The sequence below is a fragment of the Pseudomonas sp. G(2018) genome (assembly GCF_005502415.1).
In the GTDB taxonomy this organism is placed as follows: domain Bacteria; phylum Pseudomonadota; class Gammaproteobacteria; order Pseudomonadales; family Pseudomonadaceae; genus Aquipseudomonas.
This window is the reverse complement of sequence record NZ_SCOO01000002.1, coordinates 290,724-308,933: the sequence shown is the minus strand read 5'-3', so window position 1 is coordinate 308,933 and position 18,210 is coordinate 290,724. Positions and strand designations below refer to the sequence as shown.

The following is an 18,210-nucleotide window of genomic DNA, read 5'->3' as shown; positions in this document are numbered from 1 at the left end:
AACCCGAAGGTTGGCGTTCTGTTCAGTTCAAGCGAGGCTTAGCGCGGCACGACTGGCTTGCGCGCAGGCTTGGGCCCCTTGCCTTTGGCTGCATCCTTGCGCTCCTTGGCCGCCTGCTGGTTGCGGGCGAACGCCGCCGCCTTGGCCTGTTCACGCTTGTCCCACGGGTTGCCGCCATCGCTGGCGCGCGGTGGCAGGCCGGTGTGTTGGGTCAGGATCTTGGTGGTCTTTTCCCCCGCCACTTTATGACTGCCGGCCGGCGTCGAGTTCTTGCGACGGGCAGACTGGTAGCTGTCGGTGGACGGCTGGTGCAGCGGGATCAACTGGTTCTTGCCTGGCCCGATCAGATCGGCGCGGCCCATGCGTGTCAACGCTTCACGCAGCATCGGCCAGCCTTTCGGGTCGTGATAACGCAAGAACGCCTTGTGCAAACGACGCTGCTCCTCGCTCTTGACGATGGTTACCGCGTCACTCTTGTAGGTCACCTTGCGCAGCGGGTTCTTGCCCGAGTGGTACATCGCGGTCGCGGTGGCCATCGGCGACGGGTAGAACGCCTGCACCTGGTCGGCACGGAAACCGTTGCCCTTGAGCCACAGCGCCAGGTTCATCATGTCTTCATCGGTGGTGCCCGGGTGGGCGGCGATGAAGTACGGGATCAGGTACTGCTCTTTTCCGGCTTCCTTGGAGTACTTCTCGAACATGCGCTTGAACTTGTCATAGCTGCCGATGCCCGGTTTCATCATCTGGTTGAGCGGACCTTCCTCGGTGTGTTCCGGGGCGATCTTCAGGTAACCACCGACGTGATGGGTCACCAGCTCCTTGACGTATTCCGGCGACTCGACCGCGAGGTCGTAGCGCAGGCCGGAAGCGATCAGGATCTTCTTCACGCCCGGCAAGGCGCGGGCGCTGCGATACAACTGGATCAGCGATGAGTGGTCGGTGTTCAGGTTCGGGCAGATGCCGGGGAACACGCAGGACGGCTTGCGGCACGCGGATTCGATTTCCGGGCTCTTGCAGGCGATACGGTACATGTTCGCGGTCGGGCCGCCGAGGTCGGAAATGACACCGGTAAAACCCGGGACCTTGTCGCGAATTTCTTCGATTTCGCGAATGATCGACTCTTCGGAACGGTTCTGGATGATCCGGCCTTCGTGCTCGGTGATCGAGCAGAAGGTGCAGCCGCCGAAGCAGCCACGCATGATGTTCACCGAGAAACGGATCATCTCGTAGGCCGGGATTTTCTCCTTGCCATACGCCGGGTGCGGAATGCGCTGATAAGGCATGCCGAACACGTAGTCCATTTCTTCGGTGGTCATCGGAATCGGTGGCGGGTTGAACCAGACATCGACTTCGCCGTGTTTCTGTACCAAGGCACGGGCGTTACCCGGGTTGGTTTCCAGGTGCAACACGCGGTTGGCGTGGGCATACAAAACGGCGTCGCCACGTACTTTCTCGACCGACGGCAGACGGATCACGGTCTTGTCGCGGGTCATCTTCGGGCTGGCCAGAATCTGCACGACCTTGGCTTCCTGCGGATCTTCAACCGGCCCCTTCTCCTGCTCGATGGCGCAGGCCTGGGTGTCCTGGGTGTTCACGTACGGGTTGATGATCTTGTCGATCTTGCCCGGGCGGTCGATGCGCGTGGAGTCGACTTCGTACCAGTCTTTCGGCGTGTCGCGACGGATGAACGCGGTGCCGCGCACATCGGTGATGTCTTCGATCTTGTGACCGTAGGACAGACGCTGGGCGACTTCGACAATCGCACGCTCGGCATTGCCGTAGAGCAGGATGTCGGCGCAGGCGTCGATCAGGATCGAGTTGCGGACCCGGTCCTGCCAGTAATCATAGTGGGCGATGCGGCGCAGGGAGGCTTCGATGCCGCCGAGTACGATCGGCACATGCTTGTAGGCTTCCTTGCAGCGCTGGCTGTAAACCAGGCTCGCGCGATCCGGACGTTTACCCGCCAGGCCACCTGGCGTGTAGGCGTCATCGGAACGGATTTTCTTGTCCGCGGTGTAGCGGTTGATCATCGAGTCCATGTTGCCGGCCGCGACACCGAAAAACAGATTCGGCTCGCCGAGCTTCATGAAATCGTCTTTGGATTGCCAGTTCGGCTGGGCAATGATCCCGACGCGGAAACCCTGGGACTCCAGCAGCCGGCCGATGATCGCCATGCCGAACGACGGGTGATCGACATAGGCATCACCGGTCACGATGATGATGTCGCAGGAATCCCAGCCAAGCTGATCCATCTCCTCCCTGCTCATCGGCAGGAATGGCGCTGGCCCGAAACATTCGGCCCAGTACTTGGGATAGTCAAATAACGGCTTGGCTGCTTGCATGTCGATAACCGGTGTTGGCTTTCATTGAATTTCGCGGGCGCGGAATATAGCACAAATTTTGACCAATTCCGACGGCTATGGTCGGAAATCGGTGGAGCACCATTCGCGGGCAAACCCGCTCCCACAAGGACAGCGAGACCCCTGTGGGAGCGGGCTTGCCCGCGATGGCGTCCGTTCAGACGCTACAAATCACTCGTCGTCGTCGAAGTTGTAGCTACCCGGCGCCAGGTTCTCGAATCGGGTGTATTTACCGATAAACGCCAGGCGGATAAAGCCGATCGGGCCGTTCCGCTGTTTGCCGATGATGATTTCGGCAATGCCTTTGTGTTCGGTTTCCGGGTGATACACCTCGTCGCGGTAAACGAACATGATCACGTCGGCGTCCTGCTCGATCGCTCCGGATTCCCGCAAGTCGGAGTTCACCGGACGTTTGTTCGGCCGCTGCTCCAGGGAGCGGTTGAGCTGGGACAACGCCACCACCGGGCAGTTGAACTCCTTGGCGAGCGCTTTCAGGGACCGGGAGATTTCGGAAATCTCGTTGGTCCGGTTGTCACCGCTGGAACCCGGAATCTGCATCAGTTGCAGGTAGTCGATCATGATCAGGCCAACGTCGCCATGTTCACGCACCAGACGTCGAGTACGGGCACGCATTTCCGACGGACTGATGCCGGCAGTATCGTCGATGAACAACTTGCGGTCGTTGAGCAGGTTCACCGCCGACGTCAGGCGCGGCCAATCGTCGTCCTCCAGCTGACCGGAACGGACCTTGGTCTGGTCGATACGGCCGAGGGACGACAGCATACGCATGATCAGCGATTCGCCTGGCATCTCCAGCGAGTAAACCAGAACGGCCTTCTCGCTGCGCAGCACGGCGTTTTCCACCAGGTTCATCGCAAAGGTGGTCTTACCCATGGACGGACGGCCGGCGACGATGATCAAGTCGGCCGGCTGCAGACCGCTGGTCTTCTCGTCGAGGTCGGTGTAGCCGGTGGACAGGCCGGTGATCGCGTTATCAGTGTTGAACAGGGTGTCGATGCGGTCGATGGCCTTGGTCAGCAGTTCGTTCACACCCACCGGGCCGCCGGTTTTTGGCCGGGCCTCGGCGATCTGGAAGATCTGCCGTTCTGCCTCATCGAGGATCTCTTCAGCCGTGCGACCTTCCGGGTTGAAGGCGCTGTCGGCAATCTCGGTACTGATGCCAATCAGTTGGCGCAGGGTCGCGCGCTGACGGACGATCTGCGCATAGGCCTTGATGTTGGCGACGGACGGCGTGTTTTTCGCCAGCTCGCCAAGGTAACCGAGGCCACCGACCTGCGAAGTCTGACCTTCCTTGTCCAATTGCTCGGCAAGGGTCACGACGTCAATCGGGGAGTTCTGATCGGCCAGCTTGGCGATCGCGCGGAAAATCAGGCGGTGGTCATGTCGATAGAAATCGCCGTCGGAGACTTGATCGAGTACGCGTTCCCAGGCGTTGTTGTCCAGCATCAGACCACCGAGTACAGCCTGTTCGGCTTCGATGGAATGCGGCGGCACCTTCAGCGCGGCGGTTTGCAGATCGTATTGCTCGGGAGCGGAGATTTCGTTCATGGCCACTTGGTTTTTTAGGAAAAGCAGGGATTGAAAAACGGGTGTTACCAGAAAGACAAAGGGCACGACCTGTAAACAGGATCGTGCCCGATGTTACCGGCAAGCACCCGAGGGTGCCAGCCGACAAGTGCTGCTTAAGCTGCTACCACGACAACGCGTACGGTGGCTTCAACTTCGGCGTGCAGGTGCACGGCCACGTCGAATTCACCTACGTTGCGGATGGTGCCGTTCGGCAGACGAACTTCGCTTTTTGCAACTTCAACGCCAGAGGCGGTCAGTGCATCAGCGATGTCGTGGGTGCCGATCGAACCGAACAGCTTGCCTTCGTCACCAGCGGTGGCAGTGATGGTCACTTCCAGCTCAGCCAGTTGGGCGGCACGGCTTTCAGCCGAAGATTTACGGTCTGCTGCGGCTTTTTCCAGCTCAGCGCGACGCTCTTCGAACGCAGCCAGGTTGGCTGGGGTCGCAGCGGTAGCTTTGCCGTAAGGCAGCAGGTAGTTACGACCGTAACCAGCCTTAACGTTCACTTTGTCACCCAGGTTGCCCAGGTTGGTGACTTTTTCCAGAAGGATCAGTTGCATGTGAAAATCCTCTTAACTTTTAACCTTCACCGTTCGCGTTATCGGGGTCTTTCGACACCAGACGACCGCGAAAATCAATCAGGCTGTCGACGATGGCCAGGACCACCAGCAACGGATAGATCAGCTGCATGAACAGCAACAGCGTCACGTACAACCCCACCAGCCAGAACCTGGCCAGTCGCTTTTGCGCCACCAGCCCGTGAATCAGGGCCAGCCCGGCGAAAACCAGCGGTACACTGCACAACGGCACAAGCATGGACATCTGGACACCGAGATTCGGTGTCACAACCATGCCCGCCAGCAGCAACATCGCGGGACCCAGCGGGATTCGGACGGCGCGAAACTCGCGACCGAAACCACCGGGGTTGTACAACAACGCCTGCCAGTAGCGCCCGACAATCAGGCTCAGCACACTGACGATTTGCAACAAGGCCGCTATCAGGCCGGTCAGGATCGGTGCAATCAGGGACGCGAAACGCGCTTGCTCGTCTACCGACATCCTCTGGTAGACCTCACCGAGTAGCGACGGCATGACTTTGATCAAAGCCTGCGCCAGCATCTCGATCTGGGGACCAAAAGCCATCCCCAGCACCACTGAAAACACCACTCCCATCGCTATGCTGACCAGCAGCACGCGGTTCCAGGACTCGCTTGCGCGCAAAACCAACGCAAGGCTCGCAGATCCCAGCAGCACCAGAAGCGCCCGTGGGTCGTCGGAGTAAAGCCACCAGATCAACGCCGGCAGCAGTCCCAGAGCAAGAACGCCCAAGGCGTCCTTCAGTCCGCGCCGCAAGAGCACAAGGCATCCGGCGGCAGCACCCAACCAATACAACAACGGCAATGCCGCGCATCCAGCCACTACCAGAGTGGCCTGCATACGGCCCCGCATGATGAACTCAGCCAAGGCCCGCATACATTCAATCCTTTGCTACGTGTCGACTGCCCGGTCTCAGCGGCCGTGGCTGTCGGTGTAGGCCAGCAGGGCCAGGAAGCGGGCGCGCTTGATAGCGGTGGCCAGCTGACGCTGATAACGAGCTTTGGTACCGGTGATGCGGCTTGGAACGATTTTGCCGGTCTCGGATACATAAGCTTTCAGAGTGTTGAGATCTTTGTAATCGATCTCTTTCACGTCTTCAGCGGTGAAGCGGCAGAATTTACGACGACGGAAGAAACGTGCCATTTGATAGGCTCCTTAAAAGGTCCGTGGATTACTCGTCAGCGTTATCGCTGTTGTCGCTGTCATCACCCTCAACGCCTTCGGCGTCGGAGTGCTCAGGACGGTCGCGACGCTCACGGCGCTCACTGCGGTTTTCTTCAGCCTTGAGCATCTCGGATTGGCCGGTAACGGCTTCTTCGCGACGGATGACCAGGTTACGGATCACTGCATCGTTGTAGCGGAAGTTGTCTTCCAGCTCGGCCAGGGCCTTGCCGGTGCACTCAACGTTCAGCATCACGTAGTGAGCCTTGTGAACATTGTTGATTGCGTAGGCCAGTTGACGACGGCCCCAATCTTCCAGACGGTGGATTTTGCCGCCGTCTTCTTCGATCAGCTTGGTGTAACGCTCAACCATGCCGCCGACTTGCTCGCTTTGATCCGGGTGGACCAAAAAGATGATTTCGTAATGACGCATGAATGCTCCTTACGGGTTGTAGCCTGCCGCTCAAAAGCGGTCAGACAAGGAGTGAATGACACTTATGGACTTGCGTGGGTAAGGCACATGCGCGCCTGCCGTCACAGCAAGGGGCGCAATTGTAGAGAAGGGGCGTGGGAGGCGCAAGGTAATTGGTGATTATTTGAACAACCTCCAATCTTTGCCCACGCACAACTCATTGTGGGAGCGAGCCTGCTCGCTCCCACAGGGATTACAACTGGCTTAAGCCTTTTTGGTGGCCGCTTTCGCGCCGCGCTGGCGCAAGGCCTCGAACAGACAAACGCCGGTCGCTACGGAGACGTTGAGACTGCTAACGCTACCCGCCATCGGCAGGCGCACCAGGTAGTCGCACAGATCGCGAGTCAGACGACGCATGCCGCTGCCTTCTGCCCCCATGATCAGGATGGTCGGGCCGGTCAGGTCCTGGTCATAAAGACTGACTTCCGCCTCGCCCGCCGTACCGACGACCCACAAGCCACGCTGCTTGAGCTTTTCCAGTGTGCGCGCCAGGTTAGTCACGGCGACCAACGGAATCACTTCGGCGGCACCACAAGCCACCTTGCGAACCGTAGGGGTCAGTGTCGCGGACTTGTCCTTCGGCACAATCACCGCCAACGCACCCGCCGCATCGGCGGATCGCAGGCAGGCACCCAGATTGTGCGGATCGGTCACGCCGTCGAGTACCAACAGCAACGGCGCACCTTCAGTGCGATCGAGCAACTCATCGAGCATCGCTTCGCCCCAAACCTGGCTCGGACTGACGTCCGCGACCACACCCTGATGCACGCCTTCGACCCAGGCATCCATTTCACGGCGCTCGGCCTGACCGACCTGGACACGATTCTCGTTGGCCAGCTCGATCAGCGTTTGCACGCGCGGATCACTGCGGCCTTCGGCCAGCCAGATCTGCTTGACGCGTTTGGGGTGGTGACGCAGCAACGCTTCTACAGCATGCACGCCATAGATTTTTTCCAACTGACTCATGGCTTGGCCTTAGGTTTACGCGCCCCACCGCTTTTGGCTGGGGCCGAGCCCGCTTTTGGCGGACCTTTACGATGTTTGCTCGGTTTGGCTGGTTTGCCGCCGGGAGCCTTGTCAGGCGCCGACCGTGAGGTCTTTCCCGCAGACGGCGCTTTACCGCCGCTTTTCGCGTCGGCCAACAGCGCCTTTTTCAATTCACGACTCTTGCGCACTTCAGCGTTTTTCGCCGCTGCATCGCTCGGACGGTAAGCTTCGACAGCCTTTTCCTTGGCAGGACGACGACCGGTTTTCGCCGACGCGGGCTCTGCGGCGGTCTTTGCCGCAGGAACGGCGGTTTCGGTGCCGCGTTTCTTGCGACCGATCGGCGCGCTGATGGTTTTTTCGGCCATCTCGAAGTCGATCTTGCGCTCGTCGAGATCGACGCGCATGACCCGCACTTCAACGGTATCGCCAAGGCGGAAGCTGCGACCGGTACGCTCACCGGCCAGGCGGTGGTGCACAGGGTCGAAATGGTAGTAATCGCCCGGCAGCGCGGTGACGTGCACCAGGCCCTCGACGTAGATATCGGTCAGCTCGACAAACAGACCGAAACCGGTCACCGCCGTGATCACGCCCGGGAACGATTCGCCCACGCGATCTTTCATGAACTCGCACTTGAGCCAGTTCACCACGTCGCGGGTCGCTTCGTCGGCACGGCGCTCGCTCATCGAGCACTGCTCGCCGAGTTGCTCCAGCGCCGCTTCGTCGTACGGGTAGATGCGCGCCTTCGGAATGGTCATCGCACCGGCACGGCGAACGTGCGGGGTGTCCTGCTTCGAATGGATGACGCTGCGAATCGCCCGATGCGTAAGCAAGTCCGGATAGCGGCGAATCGGCGAGGTGAAGTGGGTGTAAGCCTCGTAATTCAGGCCGAAGTGGCCCTGGTTATCGGCGCTATACACCGCTTGGCTCAACGAGCGCAGCATGACGGTCTGGATCAGGTGGAAATCCGGACGATCCTTGATACCGGCCAGCAGTGCCTGGTAGTCCTTCGGCGACGGGCCGTCCTTGCCTTTGTGCAGGGACAGGCCGAGCTCGCCGAGGAAGGCGCGCAGCTTTTCCAGACGCTCCGGTGGCGGACCGTCGTGAACGCGATACAGCGCAGGAATCTCGTGCTTTTTCAGGAATTCGGCGGTGGCCACGTTGGCCGCCAGCATGCATTCCTCGATCAGCTTGTGCGCATCGTTGCGCACGGTCGGCCGGATTTCGGCGATCTTGCGCTCGGAGCCGAAGATGATCCGGGTTTCCTGGGTTTCGAAATCGATCGCGCCGCGCACATGACGGGCAGCCAGCAACACCTTGTACAGCGCATACAGCTGTTTGAGGTGCGGCACGACGTCGGTGTACTCGCCACGCAGCTTGCGCGCTTCGGTGGCTTTCGGCGTTTCGAGCATGGCGCTGACCTTGTTATAGGTCAGGCGCGCATGGGAATGGATCACCGCTTCATAGAAGCAGTAGTCGGTCATTTCACCGGATTTGGAGATGGTCATCTCGCAAACCATGGCCAGACGATCGACTTGCGGGTTCAGCGAGCACAGGCCGTTGGACAGCTGCTCCGGCAGCATCGGGATCACGCGCTCGGGGAAGTACACCGAGTTGCCACGAACCTGGGCCTCGGCATCCAGTGCCGAACCGAGTTTCACGTAGCTGGAAACGTCGGCAATCGCCACGTACAACTTCCAGCCGCCGGAGAACAGGCGCAGCTTGCCCGGCCGGGCTTCGCAGTAGACCGCGTCGTCGAAGTCTCGGGCATCTTCGCCGTCGATGGTGACGAACGGCAGATGGCGCAGGTCGATGCGCTTCTCTTTGTCTTTTTCTTCGACTTCAGGCTTGAGCTTGCCGGCTTCCTTGAGTACCGCATCAGGCCAGACGTGCGGAATGTCGTAGGTCCGCAGGGCGACATCGATTTCCATGCCCGGCGCCATGTAGTTGCCCACGACTTCAACCACGTCGCCTTGCGGCTGGAAGCGTGGAGTCGGCCAGTGAGTGATCTTCACTTCAACGAACTGACCGATCTGGGCATTGGCGTTACGGCCCGGCGTCACCAGCACTTCCTGCTGGATCTTCGGGTTGTCGGCAACCACGAAACCGATACCGCCCTCTTCGAAGTAACGACCGACGATGCTTTCGTGAGCACGGGACACCACTTCGACAATCATGCCTTCGCGGCGACCGCGACGGTCCAGGCCGGAAACACGGGCCAGGGCGCGGTCACCGTCGAACACCAGACGCATTTGCGCCGGGCTCATGAACAGGTCATCGCTGCCGTCGTCCGGCACCAGGAAACCGAAACCGTCGCGGTGACCGCTGATGCGACCGAGGATCAGGTCGAGCTTGTCCACCGGTGCATAGGTGCCACGACGGGTATAGATGAGTTGAGCATCGCGCTCCATGGCGCGCAGGCGGCGGCGCAGGGCTTCGATCTGGTCTTCTGTGGTCAGACCAAACTCTTCGACCAATTGCTCGCGGTTAGCAGGCGAACCCCGATCAGCAAGATGCTGAAGGATCAGTTCGCGGCTAGGAATGGGGTTTTCATATTTTTCCGCTTCACGAGCGGCCTCGGGATCGAGGGACTGCCAATCGGCCATTAGAGAGTTTTCACCTTGTCTATATGCGGGTTAGTTTGGCATAGGCGTAATGAAACGGGAAATTTCAAGCTAAGACGGCCCATCTAAAGCCCTGTATCGACACCTCAACGCTGAATTGCAGACCGCTGGTGAAATTTTTCAGGTTTTTTTGAGACCGGGGGTTTACAGTTAAAAAGACGCTCCGTATAGTGCGCGCCATCGACGACGGACAACGTTGCCGATACTGCCCAGATGGTGAAATTGGTAGACACGCCAGCTTCAGGTGCTGGTGACCTTACGGTCGTGGAAGTTCGAGTCTTCTTCTGGGCACCAATTTCGAGCTTGAGATTAGATCAATTTCAAGGCTCACACAAAACCCGCGAAAGCGGGTTTTTTGCATTCTAAACCCCTGATTTAATAAATTTAAATCAGGGGTTTACAGATAAAAATACTCTCCGTATAGTGCGCCACATCAACAGCGGCAACGCTGAAGATGAATGCCCAGATGGTGAAATTGGTAGACACGCCAGCTTCAGGTGCTGGTGGCCTTACGGCCGTGGAAGTTCGAGTCTTCTTCTGGGCACCAATTCAAACTCAAGGTTCCGGCCTTGAATTTCACAGAAACCCGCGAAAGCGGGTTTTTGCGTTTCTGACGTTTGAAAAGCACCTCCCCCTGTAGGAGCGAGCTCTGCTCGCGATGGATTCACAGACAAAGCACTACTCCAGACACCCCTCGTTTTCGTTCACGCCCATCGCGAGCAGAGCTCGCCCCTACAAAAACACTCGCACATATCAAAGTCATGCCGGACTCACAAGGCGCATTTGAGAAAGAATATCGTTTATCATTGTTGCAAGATTTTGCAATGCGACAGTGAGGAACCTGCGAATGATGTTTCGAAATACCCTGCGCCGAGGCCTGACCATCACCCTGCTCGGCCTGGCACTCGCCACCCCTCTCACCCAAGCCGCCGACCCGGTTTCCCTGACACTCTACAACGGCCAGCACAAGGAAGTCGGCGACGCGGTCGCCAAAGCCTTCGAAGCCAGGACCGGCATTCACGTCAACGTACGCAAAGGCAGCAGCAACCAACTCGCCAGCCAGGTCGTCGAAGAAGGCGATCGCTCCCCTGCCGATGTGATCTACACCGAAGAATCGCCCCCACTGAACAAGCTCGGCGAGCAAGGCCTGCTGGCCAAGGCTGATGACGCAACCCTGGCGGTTCTGCCCAAGGATTACGTCGCCGGCAATGGCACCTGGATTGGTGTGACCGCCCGGGTACGGGTTGTCGCGTTCAACCCGAAGCTGATCGATGAAAAAGACCTGCCGAAATCGGTGATGGAATTCTCCGATCCGAAATGGCAAGGCAAGGTCGGCTTCGTGCCCACCAGTGGCGCCTTCCAGGAACAGGCCGTGGCGATTATCAAGGTGCACGGCATGGACGCGGCCGAAGAATGGCTCACCGGCCTGCGCGCATTCGGCAAGACCTACAGCAACAACATGGTTGCACTCAAAGCCGTGGAAAACGGCGAAGTGGCCACCGTACTGGTCAACAACTACTACTGGTTCGCCCTTCAGCGGGAAAAAGGCCAGCTCGACTCGAAGCTGCATTACTTCACCGGCGGCGACGTCGGCGGGCTGATCACGGTTTCCAGTGCGGCCGTGTTGAAATCCAGCAAGCATCCCAAAGAAGCCCAGCAACTGCTCGCCTACATGGCCAGCGAAGAGGGCCAGCGAGTGATCACCCAGACCACCGCCGAATACCCGCTGCACAAAGGCATGGAGTCGGATCGCGGTCTCAAGCCATTCAGCGAACTGCAAGCACCGAACGTCACGCCAGCCGACCTCGGCAATGCTGAAGAAGCCCTGGACCTGGAACGTGATGTTGGCCTGAACTGATGAGCACAACGCTATCCACCGCTGGGCACCGCAGCTACGCGCCGCGACGCAAGCGGCCGTCGATCTGGTTGCTGCTGCCGGTTTTGCTGTTGGTGGTGCTCAGCCTACTGCCACTGGTCTATGTCGGGCTCAAGGCCTGGCAAGCCGGCTGGGCCGAAGCTGTGCATCTGTTGTGGCGGCCCTACGTGTTCGGTCTGTTGCGCAACACTCTGGCATTGATGGTCGGCGTTACGCTGGCCTGTGGCGTGATCGGCCTGTCGCTGGCGTGGCTGCTGGAACGCAGCAATCTGCCAGGACGGCGGTTGTGGGGCGTGATTCTGTGCTTGCCATTCGCCGTACCGGCGTTTGTCAGCAGCTTCACCTGGGTTTCGCTCAGCGCACACTTCGAAGGACTGGGCGGGGCGATCCTGATCATGACCCTGTCCAAATATCCGCTGATCTTCTTGCCGGTTGCAGCGACCTTGCGCAACCTTGACCCCTCGCTGGAAGAGTCCGCGCGAACACTGGGACACAATCGCTGGGGCGTATTCTTCAAGATCACCCTGCCCCTGCTCTGGCCATCGCTGATTGCCGGCTCTTTGCTGATCGCACTGCACATGCTGGTTGAGTTCGGCGCACTGTCGATCATTGGCCTGCAAACCTTCACCACCGCGATCTATCAACAGTTCGAACTGGAATTCAGCAACGCCAACGCGGCGATGCTTTCAGCGGTGCTGCTGATACTGTGCCTGATGTTGCTGTGGCTTGAGCTTCGCGTTCGTGGCAAGGGTCGACATGTGCGCACCGGACAGGGCGCGGCGCGACAGGCGGAGCAAGTGCGGCTGGGGCCATGGGCGATTGCCGGGCAACTGTACTGCCTGTTGCTGGCGATCGTCGGCAGCGGTATTCCGCTGGGCATGCTGGCTTACTGGCTGGCCGTGGGATCATCGGCCGCTTTCCCGGTTGCCGCCATCAGCGAGGCGCTGCTGTCGTCCCTGGCACTGTCGCTGGGTGGCGCGACGTTCTGCCTGGTGCTTGCGGTGCCGGTGGGACTGTTGGTGGTGCGCTACAAAGGCCAACTGGCAATCTGGGCCGAACGCTTGCCGTATCTGCTGCACGCACTGCCAGGCCTGGTGATCGCCCTGACCCTGGTGTATTTCGCCTTGCACTATGTACCGATGCTGTACCAGACGTCGGCGCTGCTGTTGATCGCTTATGCACTGCTGTTTCTGCCCCTGGCCCAGGCACCGATCCGCACAGCGCTGAACAAGGCTGCACCGCAACTGGAAGAGGCTGCACGCACACTGGGTGCATCGTCGCTCACCGCGTTTTGCCGGGTGACATTGCCGATCATCTTCCCGGCACTGGGAGCGGCGTTTGCGCTGGTGTTTTTGGATGCAATGAAGGAACTGACGGCGACGCTGCTGTTGAGTCCGACGGGGCTCAACACCTTGGCGACGGAGGTTTGGGCGCATACCGCGAACGTGGAGTTTGCGGCGGCGGCGCCTTATGCGGCGTTGTTGATATTGGTGTCGGGGTTACCGGTCTATTTGCTTACGACGCGGATGTATTTGAGCCGCTGAAAGCGCTTTCGCGAGCAGGCTCGCTCCCACAGTAGAATGCATTCCAATGTGGGAGCGAGCCTGCTCGCGAAGAGGCCTGCTCAATCAAAGAAAGCTTAAGCCCTGAACTGCCCCAGGCTCGCCTTCAACTGCGCCGCAAGACCATCCAGCACCTTGCCGCTGGCCGTGGTTTCCACCACGGCTTGCGCCGCTTTCTCGGCTTGCGCATGAATGGTCTCGACCCGACCACGCACCGCCTGAGCACCCTGTGCCTGATGCGCCGCTGCCTGAGTCGCCAGGCCAATCGCCGCATGTACCTGCTCTACCGATGCCTGTACCGATTGCTGCAACCGAGCGCTGTCTCGCAGTACCAGCAAACCTTCGTTGGCCTGACGCCCCGCCTGCCCGATCGCCGCCACTGCTTCTCGTGCACCTTGCTGCAACGCCACGATATGCGCCTGGATATCGCCAGTGGAGCTTTGAGTCTTGCTCGCCAGCGCCCGCACCTCATCGGCCACCACGGCAAACCCGCGCCCGGTCTCACCGGCTCGCGCCGCCTCGATGGCCGCGTTCAAGGCCAGCAAGTTGGTTTGCTCGGCGATCCCGTGAATCACCGTCAGCACCACTTCAATCTGCTCACTCTGCTGCGCCAGTCGCTCGATCACTTGCGCGCCGGTATCGACCTGCCCGGCCAACGCCTCGATCAGGCTGCCGACTTTCGCCGAGGTCCGGGTGTTTTCATCGGTGGCCTGACGAATATCCACCACCTGCTTCAATGCGGCCTGCATGGCATGGCTTTCAGACTGAGCCTCATCCGCCATCTGCGACAGCGCACGCAGGCTCTCGGCCACCTCATCGCGCTGCATGCCCGCCGCCGCGTCGGCCCCGGCGTTGCGCAAGGTCATGGCGCCGATTTCCACCCCGGTACGCTGAGCTACATCACCCGCCTCACGCACGATTGGCTGCAACTTATCCACAAAGCGATTGACCGCCGAAGCCATGTCGCCGATTTCGTCCTTGCTGTTGATCTTCACGCGCTTGGTCAAATCACCTTCGCCGGCCGCCAGGTCATCCATGGCGCTAATCAGCATTTTCAAGCGATTGACCACTCGACGGCCCAGCACCACTGCCAGCAATAGCAGCACGCCAGCACCCACTACCGCCAGACCCACACCGATGCGCCAGCGCAAGGTCGCCGCGGCTTCCTGCACTGTGCTGGTGGTGTTGGCTTTCATTTCAGAGGCTGTGGATTGCGCCGACTGCAGCCGTGCACGCATGGCTGTCGCGCTGTCGGCCGCCGCGCCTTTGAGGCTGTCGCCCACCAACTGATCACTGCTGGCGATCAGGGCCGAGAAGCGCTTGTCGAGGGCCGCCAGGTCGGTTTCCACCGAAGCGGTAGAGACCCCCATCAAGACCTTGCCGATTTCCACGCCATTGGGATTGATCGAGGCTTCGAGGTAGTAGACCGACGGATCGTTCTTCGCTGCATCCAACAACTTGTCCAGCGCGCGTTCGCCCTGGCCTTTTTCCAGCAGCGCCTTGTTGATCGGGTTCTCCCGATTGAGATAGCGCGTCAGGTGCTGGCCCGTTGCGTCGTCGTAGACCACGAACAACACGTTGGGATTGCGCTGCGCCCGACGGGCGAACTCGGAGAGGGTTGGAACATCGCTGTCCCACATGGCGCGGGGTGCGACCGAAGCCAGAAGCTGCGCCATATCATTGGCGGAATCCTTCAGGTCTTTTTCCAGGGTCGCACGCAATTGCGCCTGCTCTTCCTTCAACCGCGAAGACAAACCGGCTGTAAGACGCTGACGCGTGCTGGCGGAGAGACTGTCGAGGCTGGACGTGACTTCACGCCCTGCCTGCTCGAGTTCGCCGGAAAGTTTTTGACTGTCAGCTCCCAGGCGCACGCCAAGATCGGCTTCCAGCGCGGTAACCGTGCTCCGGGTCAGAGCAACAGCCACCAGCACCTGCACCAAAAGGGCGATACCGAGAGTAACGAACACAGGCCGCAAGAGACGGCTTTGTAACAGTGAGAGAACGGCCGACACTGGAAATCCCTCTGCATGAGCGCCATTAAATTGATGGCTCGCCAGAAGCAATTCTTACAGCAAAGGTCATGCCGTCCTACAGGCATATACGACAAAGGGCCCAATCAAGGGCCCTTTGTTTTTTACATCAACGACTTATCAAGCGAACGGATGACGCAGAACGATGGTTTCGTTGCGGTCCGGGCCCGTCGAAATAATGTCGATCGGTGCACCGACCAACTCTTCGACGCGTTTGATGTAGTTGCGTGCAGCTTGCGGCAGCTCTTCCAGCGTCTTGGCACCGAGGGTGGATTCTTTCCAGCCCGGCATCACTTCGTACACCGGCTCCAGGCCGATGTAGCTGTCGGCGTCGGTCGGCGCGTCGATCACTGCACCGTCCTGGTTCTTGTAGCCGACACAGATGTTGATGGTTTCCAGGCCGTCCAGTACGTCCAGCTTGGTCAGGCACAGGCCCGAGATGCTGTTGACGTCGATGGCGCGACGCAGGATGACGGCATCGAACCAGCCGCAACGACGGGCACGGCCGGTGGTTGCACCGAACTCGTGGCCACGCTTGGCCAGGAACGCGCCAACGTCGTCGAACAGTTCAGTCGGGAACGGGCCCGAACCGACGCGAGTGGTGTAGGCCTTGGTGATACCCAGGATGTAGTCGAGGTACATCGGGCCCACACCGGAACCGGTGGCGATGCCGCCCGCGGTGGTGTTGGAGCTGGTGACGTACGGGTAGGTACCGTGGTCGATGTCCAGCAGGGAACCCTGGGCGCCTTCGAACATGATGTCCTTGCCATCGCGACGCAGCTGGTGCAGCTCGGCAGTGACGTCGAGCATCATCGGCTTAAGCAGCTCGGCGTATTCCATGCACTCCTCCAGAGTCTTCTGGAAGTCGATCGCAGGTTCTTTGTAGTAATTGACCAGTACGAAGTTGTGGTAGTCCAGCAACTCGCCCAGCTTGGCAGCGAAACGTTCACGATGGAACAGGTCACCGATGCGCAGGCCGCGACGCGCAACCTTGTCTTCGTAGGCCGGGCCGATGCCGCGACCAGTGGTGCCGATCTTCAGCTCGCCACGGGCCTTTTCACGGGCCTGGTCCAGCGCAACGTGGTAAGACAGGATCAGCGGGCAGGAAGGGCTGATGCGCAGGCGCTCGCGCACCGGCACGCCTTTCTCTTCCAGCTTGTTGATTTCCCGCAGCAGGGCGTCAGGTGCAACCACCACGCCGTTACCGATCAGGCACTGCACGCCTTCGCGCAGGACGCCCGACGGGATCAGGTGCAAGACGGTTTTTTCACCGTCGATCACCAGCGTGTGGCCAGCGTTGTGGCCACCCTGGTAGCGCACTACGGCGGCAGCATGTTCGGTCAGCAGATCAACGATCTTGCCTTTGCCCTCATCACCCCATTGGGTGCCCAGGACTACGACATTCTTACCCATAACACTTGTCCTCATTCGCGCAAACTTGGTGCCGGCGGTGGCCGGCAGGAAAACTCAAGAAGCCAGTGGCGATACTTGCCAAAGCCCGTTCTGCTGAATCAATTGCCGGTCGCAGTCCGCTTCACGGGCGGCGGCCAAAGGTTGTCCAGGCAAGGCCTGAACGACACGCTGACCCTCACTGCGCAACTGGCAAACCTGCTGCCAGAGTGCCGCATCCGTACTGTCAGGCATCCAGATACCGCCAGACGGTAGCTCGATCTCAGCACGCCCCAGGGTCACCAGGGTTTTCAAATCGGTAGAGAAACCGGTTGCCGGACGGGCACGACCGAAATCGGCGCCGATGTCGTCGTAACGACCGCCCTGAGCAATGGACTGGCCAACACCCGGCACGAACGCGGCGAACACTACACCGGTGTGATAGTGGTAACCGCGCAACTCACCCAGGTCGAAGTACAACGGCAGCTCCGGGAAACGCACGGACAAACGCTCGGCAATCGCCAGCAGATCGTCCAGCGCCGCCAGAACCGGGGCCGGGGCCTTGGCCAGGCGCTCGCGGGCAGCCACCAGCACTTCACGACCGCCACACAGATCGACCAGTGCCTGCAGCATGGCCGACAGATCGGCCGGCAAGCCTTCGGTCAAGGTAATGACCTCGTCGATGGCTTTACGTTGCAATGCATTGAACAACTGTTGTTCGACTTCACCGGACAAGCCAGCGGCGCGGGCCAGCCCTCGATAGATACCCACATGCCCCAGGTCCATGTGCACGTCCGGCACATCGGCCAGTTGCAGCATGGCCAACATGAGGCTGATGACTTCGACGTCACTGCTAGGGCTGGCATCGCCGTACAACTCCGCACCCAACTGGATCGGGCTACGCGAGGACGACAAGGCGCGCGGCTGCGCATGCAGCACGCTGCCGGCATAGCACAGACGGTTCGGGCCTTCGCGACGCAGGGTATGCGCATCGATACGCGCCACCTGCGGCGTGATGTCCGCGCGGAAACCCATCTGCCGGCCCGACTGCGGGTCGATGACCTTGAAGGTACGCAGATCCAGGTCCTGGCCCGCACCGGTCAGCAGGGATTCCAGGTACTCGATATGGGGAGTCACGACAAACTCGTAACCCCAGCTCTGGAACAGATCCAACACCTGACGACGCGCGACTTCTATGCGCGCCGCTTCCGGTGGCAGTACTTCTTCGATGCCATCTGGCAGCAGCCAGCGGTCTACCGTTGCCATTACGCCATTCCCCTATGATCCGGGCGGCAAGCCTTTGGGCGAGCCTTGAGTGAAGCAGAAAACGCTCGGCTCAGCACAAACCACGCGCATGAGCGACGAAGCGAAAAGCCTGAAATGGGCTTCGCCAAGCACTTTCCTCGTAAAACCTGTCGAGCCATTGCGCTCGGGCACCTGCACAAAAACAGCAATCAAACGTGCAGACGCAAAAAAGCCGGGAATTTCCCGGCTGCCGCATCATACACACGTTTTCCCAAAGGATCACCCCGCCAGAGGTTTTAGCCGCCCGGCGGGATGATTCA

General features: G+C 59.9%; 14 protein-coding genes and 2 tRNA genes. 5 read left to right on the top strand and 11 right to left on the bottom strand.

What is annotated here, in order from left to right; all coding sequences use genetic code 11:
* Positions 1-38: 38 nt before the first annotated feature.
* From FFS64_RS03435 to rnr, 8 genes are all read right to left on the bottom strand, one after another.
* Positions 39-2,342: a YgiQ family radical SAM protein gene (locus FFS64_RS03435; protein WP_095192119.1), complete on the bottom strand. Its 2,304-nt coding sequence runs from the start codon at positions 2,340-2,342 to the stop codon at positions 39-41.
* A gap of 189 nt (positions 2,343-2,531) precedes the next feature.
* Positions 2,532-3,929, bottom strand: a complete 1,398-nt coding sequence (gene dnaB / locus FFS64_RS03430; protein ID WP_077045379.1) for a replicative DNA helicase — start codon at positions 3,927-3,929, stop codon at positions 2,532-2,534.
* Between the two features lie 134 nt (positions 3,930-4,063).
* Positions 4,064-4,510, bottom strand: a complete 447-nt coding sequence (gene rplI, locus FFS64_RS03425) for a 50S ribosomal protein L9 (RefSeq protein ID WP_008058981.1) — start codon at positions 4,508-4,510, stop codon at positions 4,064-4,066.
* Between the two features lie 19 nt (positions 4,511-4,529).
* Positions 4,530-5,423 (bottom strand): hypothetical protein, encoded by an 894-nt coding sequence (locus FFS64_RS03420; RefSeq protein WP_137804230.1) that lies wholly within the window; start codon positions 5,421-5,423, stop codon positions 4,530-4,532.
* Positions 5,424-5,459: 36 nt separating this feature from the next.
* Entirely contained in the window at positions 5,460-5,690 is a 231-nt protein-coding gene (gene rpsR, locus FFS64_RS03415; RefSeq protein ID WP_002551829.1) for a 30S ribosomal protein S18, read from the bottom strand.
* A gap of 28 nt (positions 5,691-5,718) precedes the next feature.
* A complete protein-coding gene (gene rpsF / locus FFS64_RS03410) occupies positions 5,719-6,141 on the bottom strand; it encodes a 30S ribosomal protein S6 (RefSeq protein ID WP_095192121.1) in 423 nt (140 codons plus the stop codon).
* Positions 6,142-6,384: 243 nt separating this feature from the next.
* Positions 6,385-7,146 carry a 23S rRNA (guanosine(2251)-2'-O)-methyltransferase RlmB gene (gene rlmB / locus FFS64_RS03405; protein ID WP_137804229.1) on the bottom strand — a complete coding sequence of 254 codons (762 nt, stop codon included), beginning with the start codon at positions 7,144-7,146 and terminating at the stop codon, positions 6,385-6,387.
* A complete protein-coding gene (gene rnr / locus FFS64_RS03400) occupies positions 7,143-9,770 on the bottom strand; it encodes a ribonuclease R (protein WP_137804228.1) in 2,628 nt (875 codons plus the stop codon). Before rnr ends, rlmB begins: the two co-directional genes overlap by 4 nt.
* A 225-nt stretch (positions 9,771-9,995) precedes the next feature.
* Here rnr and FFS64_RS03395 point away from each other — a divergent pair.
* The 4 genes from FFS64_RS03395 (at position 9,996) to FFS64_RS03380 (ending at position 13,208) form a co-directional block, all read left to right on the top strand.
* Positions 9,996-10,082: transfer RNA gene (locus FFS64_RS03395), tRNA-Leu, on the top strand.
* A 166-nt stretch (positions 10,083-10,248) separates the two neighbouring features.
* A tRNA-Leu gene (locus tag FFS64_RS03390) sits at positions 10,249-10,335 on the top strand.
* Between the two features lie 300 nt (positions 10,336-10,635).
* A complete protein-coding gene (locus FFS64_RS03385) occupies positions 10,636-11,646 on the top strand; it encodes an extracellular solute-binding protein (RefSeq protein ID WP_137804227.1) in 1,011 nt (336 codons plus the stop codon).
* Positions 11,646-13,208, top strand: a complete 1,563-nt coding sequence (locus FFS64_RS03380) for an iron ABC transporter permease (protein ID WP_137804226.1) — start codon at positions 11,646-11,648, stop codon at positions 13,206-13,208. The genes FFS64_RS03385 and FFS64_RS03380 overlap by 1 nt, the downstream gene beginning before the upstream one ends.
* 95 nt (positions 13,209-13,303) lie before the next feature.
* Here the strand turns inward: FFS64_RS03380 and FFS64_RS03375 are convergent, their stop codons facing one another.
* The 3 genes from FFS64_RS03375 to FFS64_RS03365 all read right to left on the bottom strand — a co-directional run bounded on the left by FFS64_RS03375 (position 13,304) and on the right by FFS64_RS03365 (position 17,911).
* Positions 13,304-15,238, bottom strand: coding sequence for a methyl-accepting chemotaxis protein (locus FFS64_RS03375; protein WP_137804225.1), 1,935 nt, complete (start codon positions 15,236-15,238; stop codon positions 13,304-13,306).
* A gap of 138 nt (positions 15,239-15,376) precedes the next feature.
* Positions 15,377-16,669: an adenylosuccinate synthase gene (locus FFS64_RS03370; RefSeq protein ID WP_137804224.1), complete on the bottom strand. Its 1,293-nt coding sequence runs from the start codon at positions 16,667-16,669 to the stop codon at positions 15,377-15,379.
* A 54-nt stretch (positions 16,670-16,723) separates the two neighbouring features.
* Positions 16,724-17,911, bottom strand: coding sequence for an ATP phosphoribosyltransferase regulatory subunit (locus FFS64_RS03365; RefSeq protein WP_137804223.1), 1,188 nt, complete (start codon positions 17,909-17,911; stop codon positions 16,724-16,726).
* A 49-nt stretch (positions 17,912-17,960) separates the two neighbouring features.
* Between FFS64_RS03365 and FFS64_RS03360 the strand changes: the two genes are divergently transcribed.
* Positions 17,961-18,206 (top strand): hypothetical protein, encoded by a 246-nt coding sequence (locus FFS64_RS03360; RefSeq protein WP_137804222.1) that lies wholly within the window; start codon positions 17,961-17,963, stop codon positions 18,204-18,206.
* Positions 18,207-18,210 lie beyond the last annotated feature (4 nt).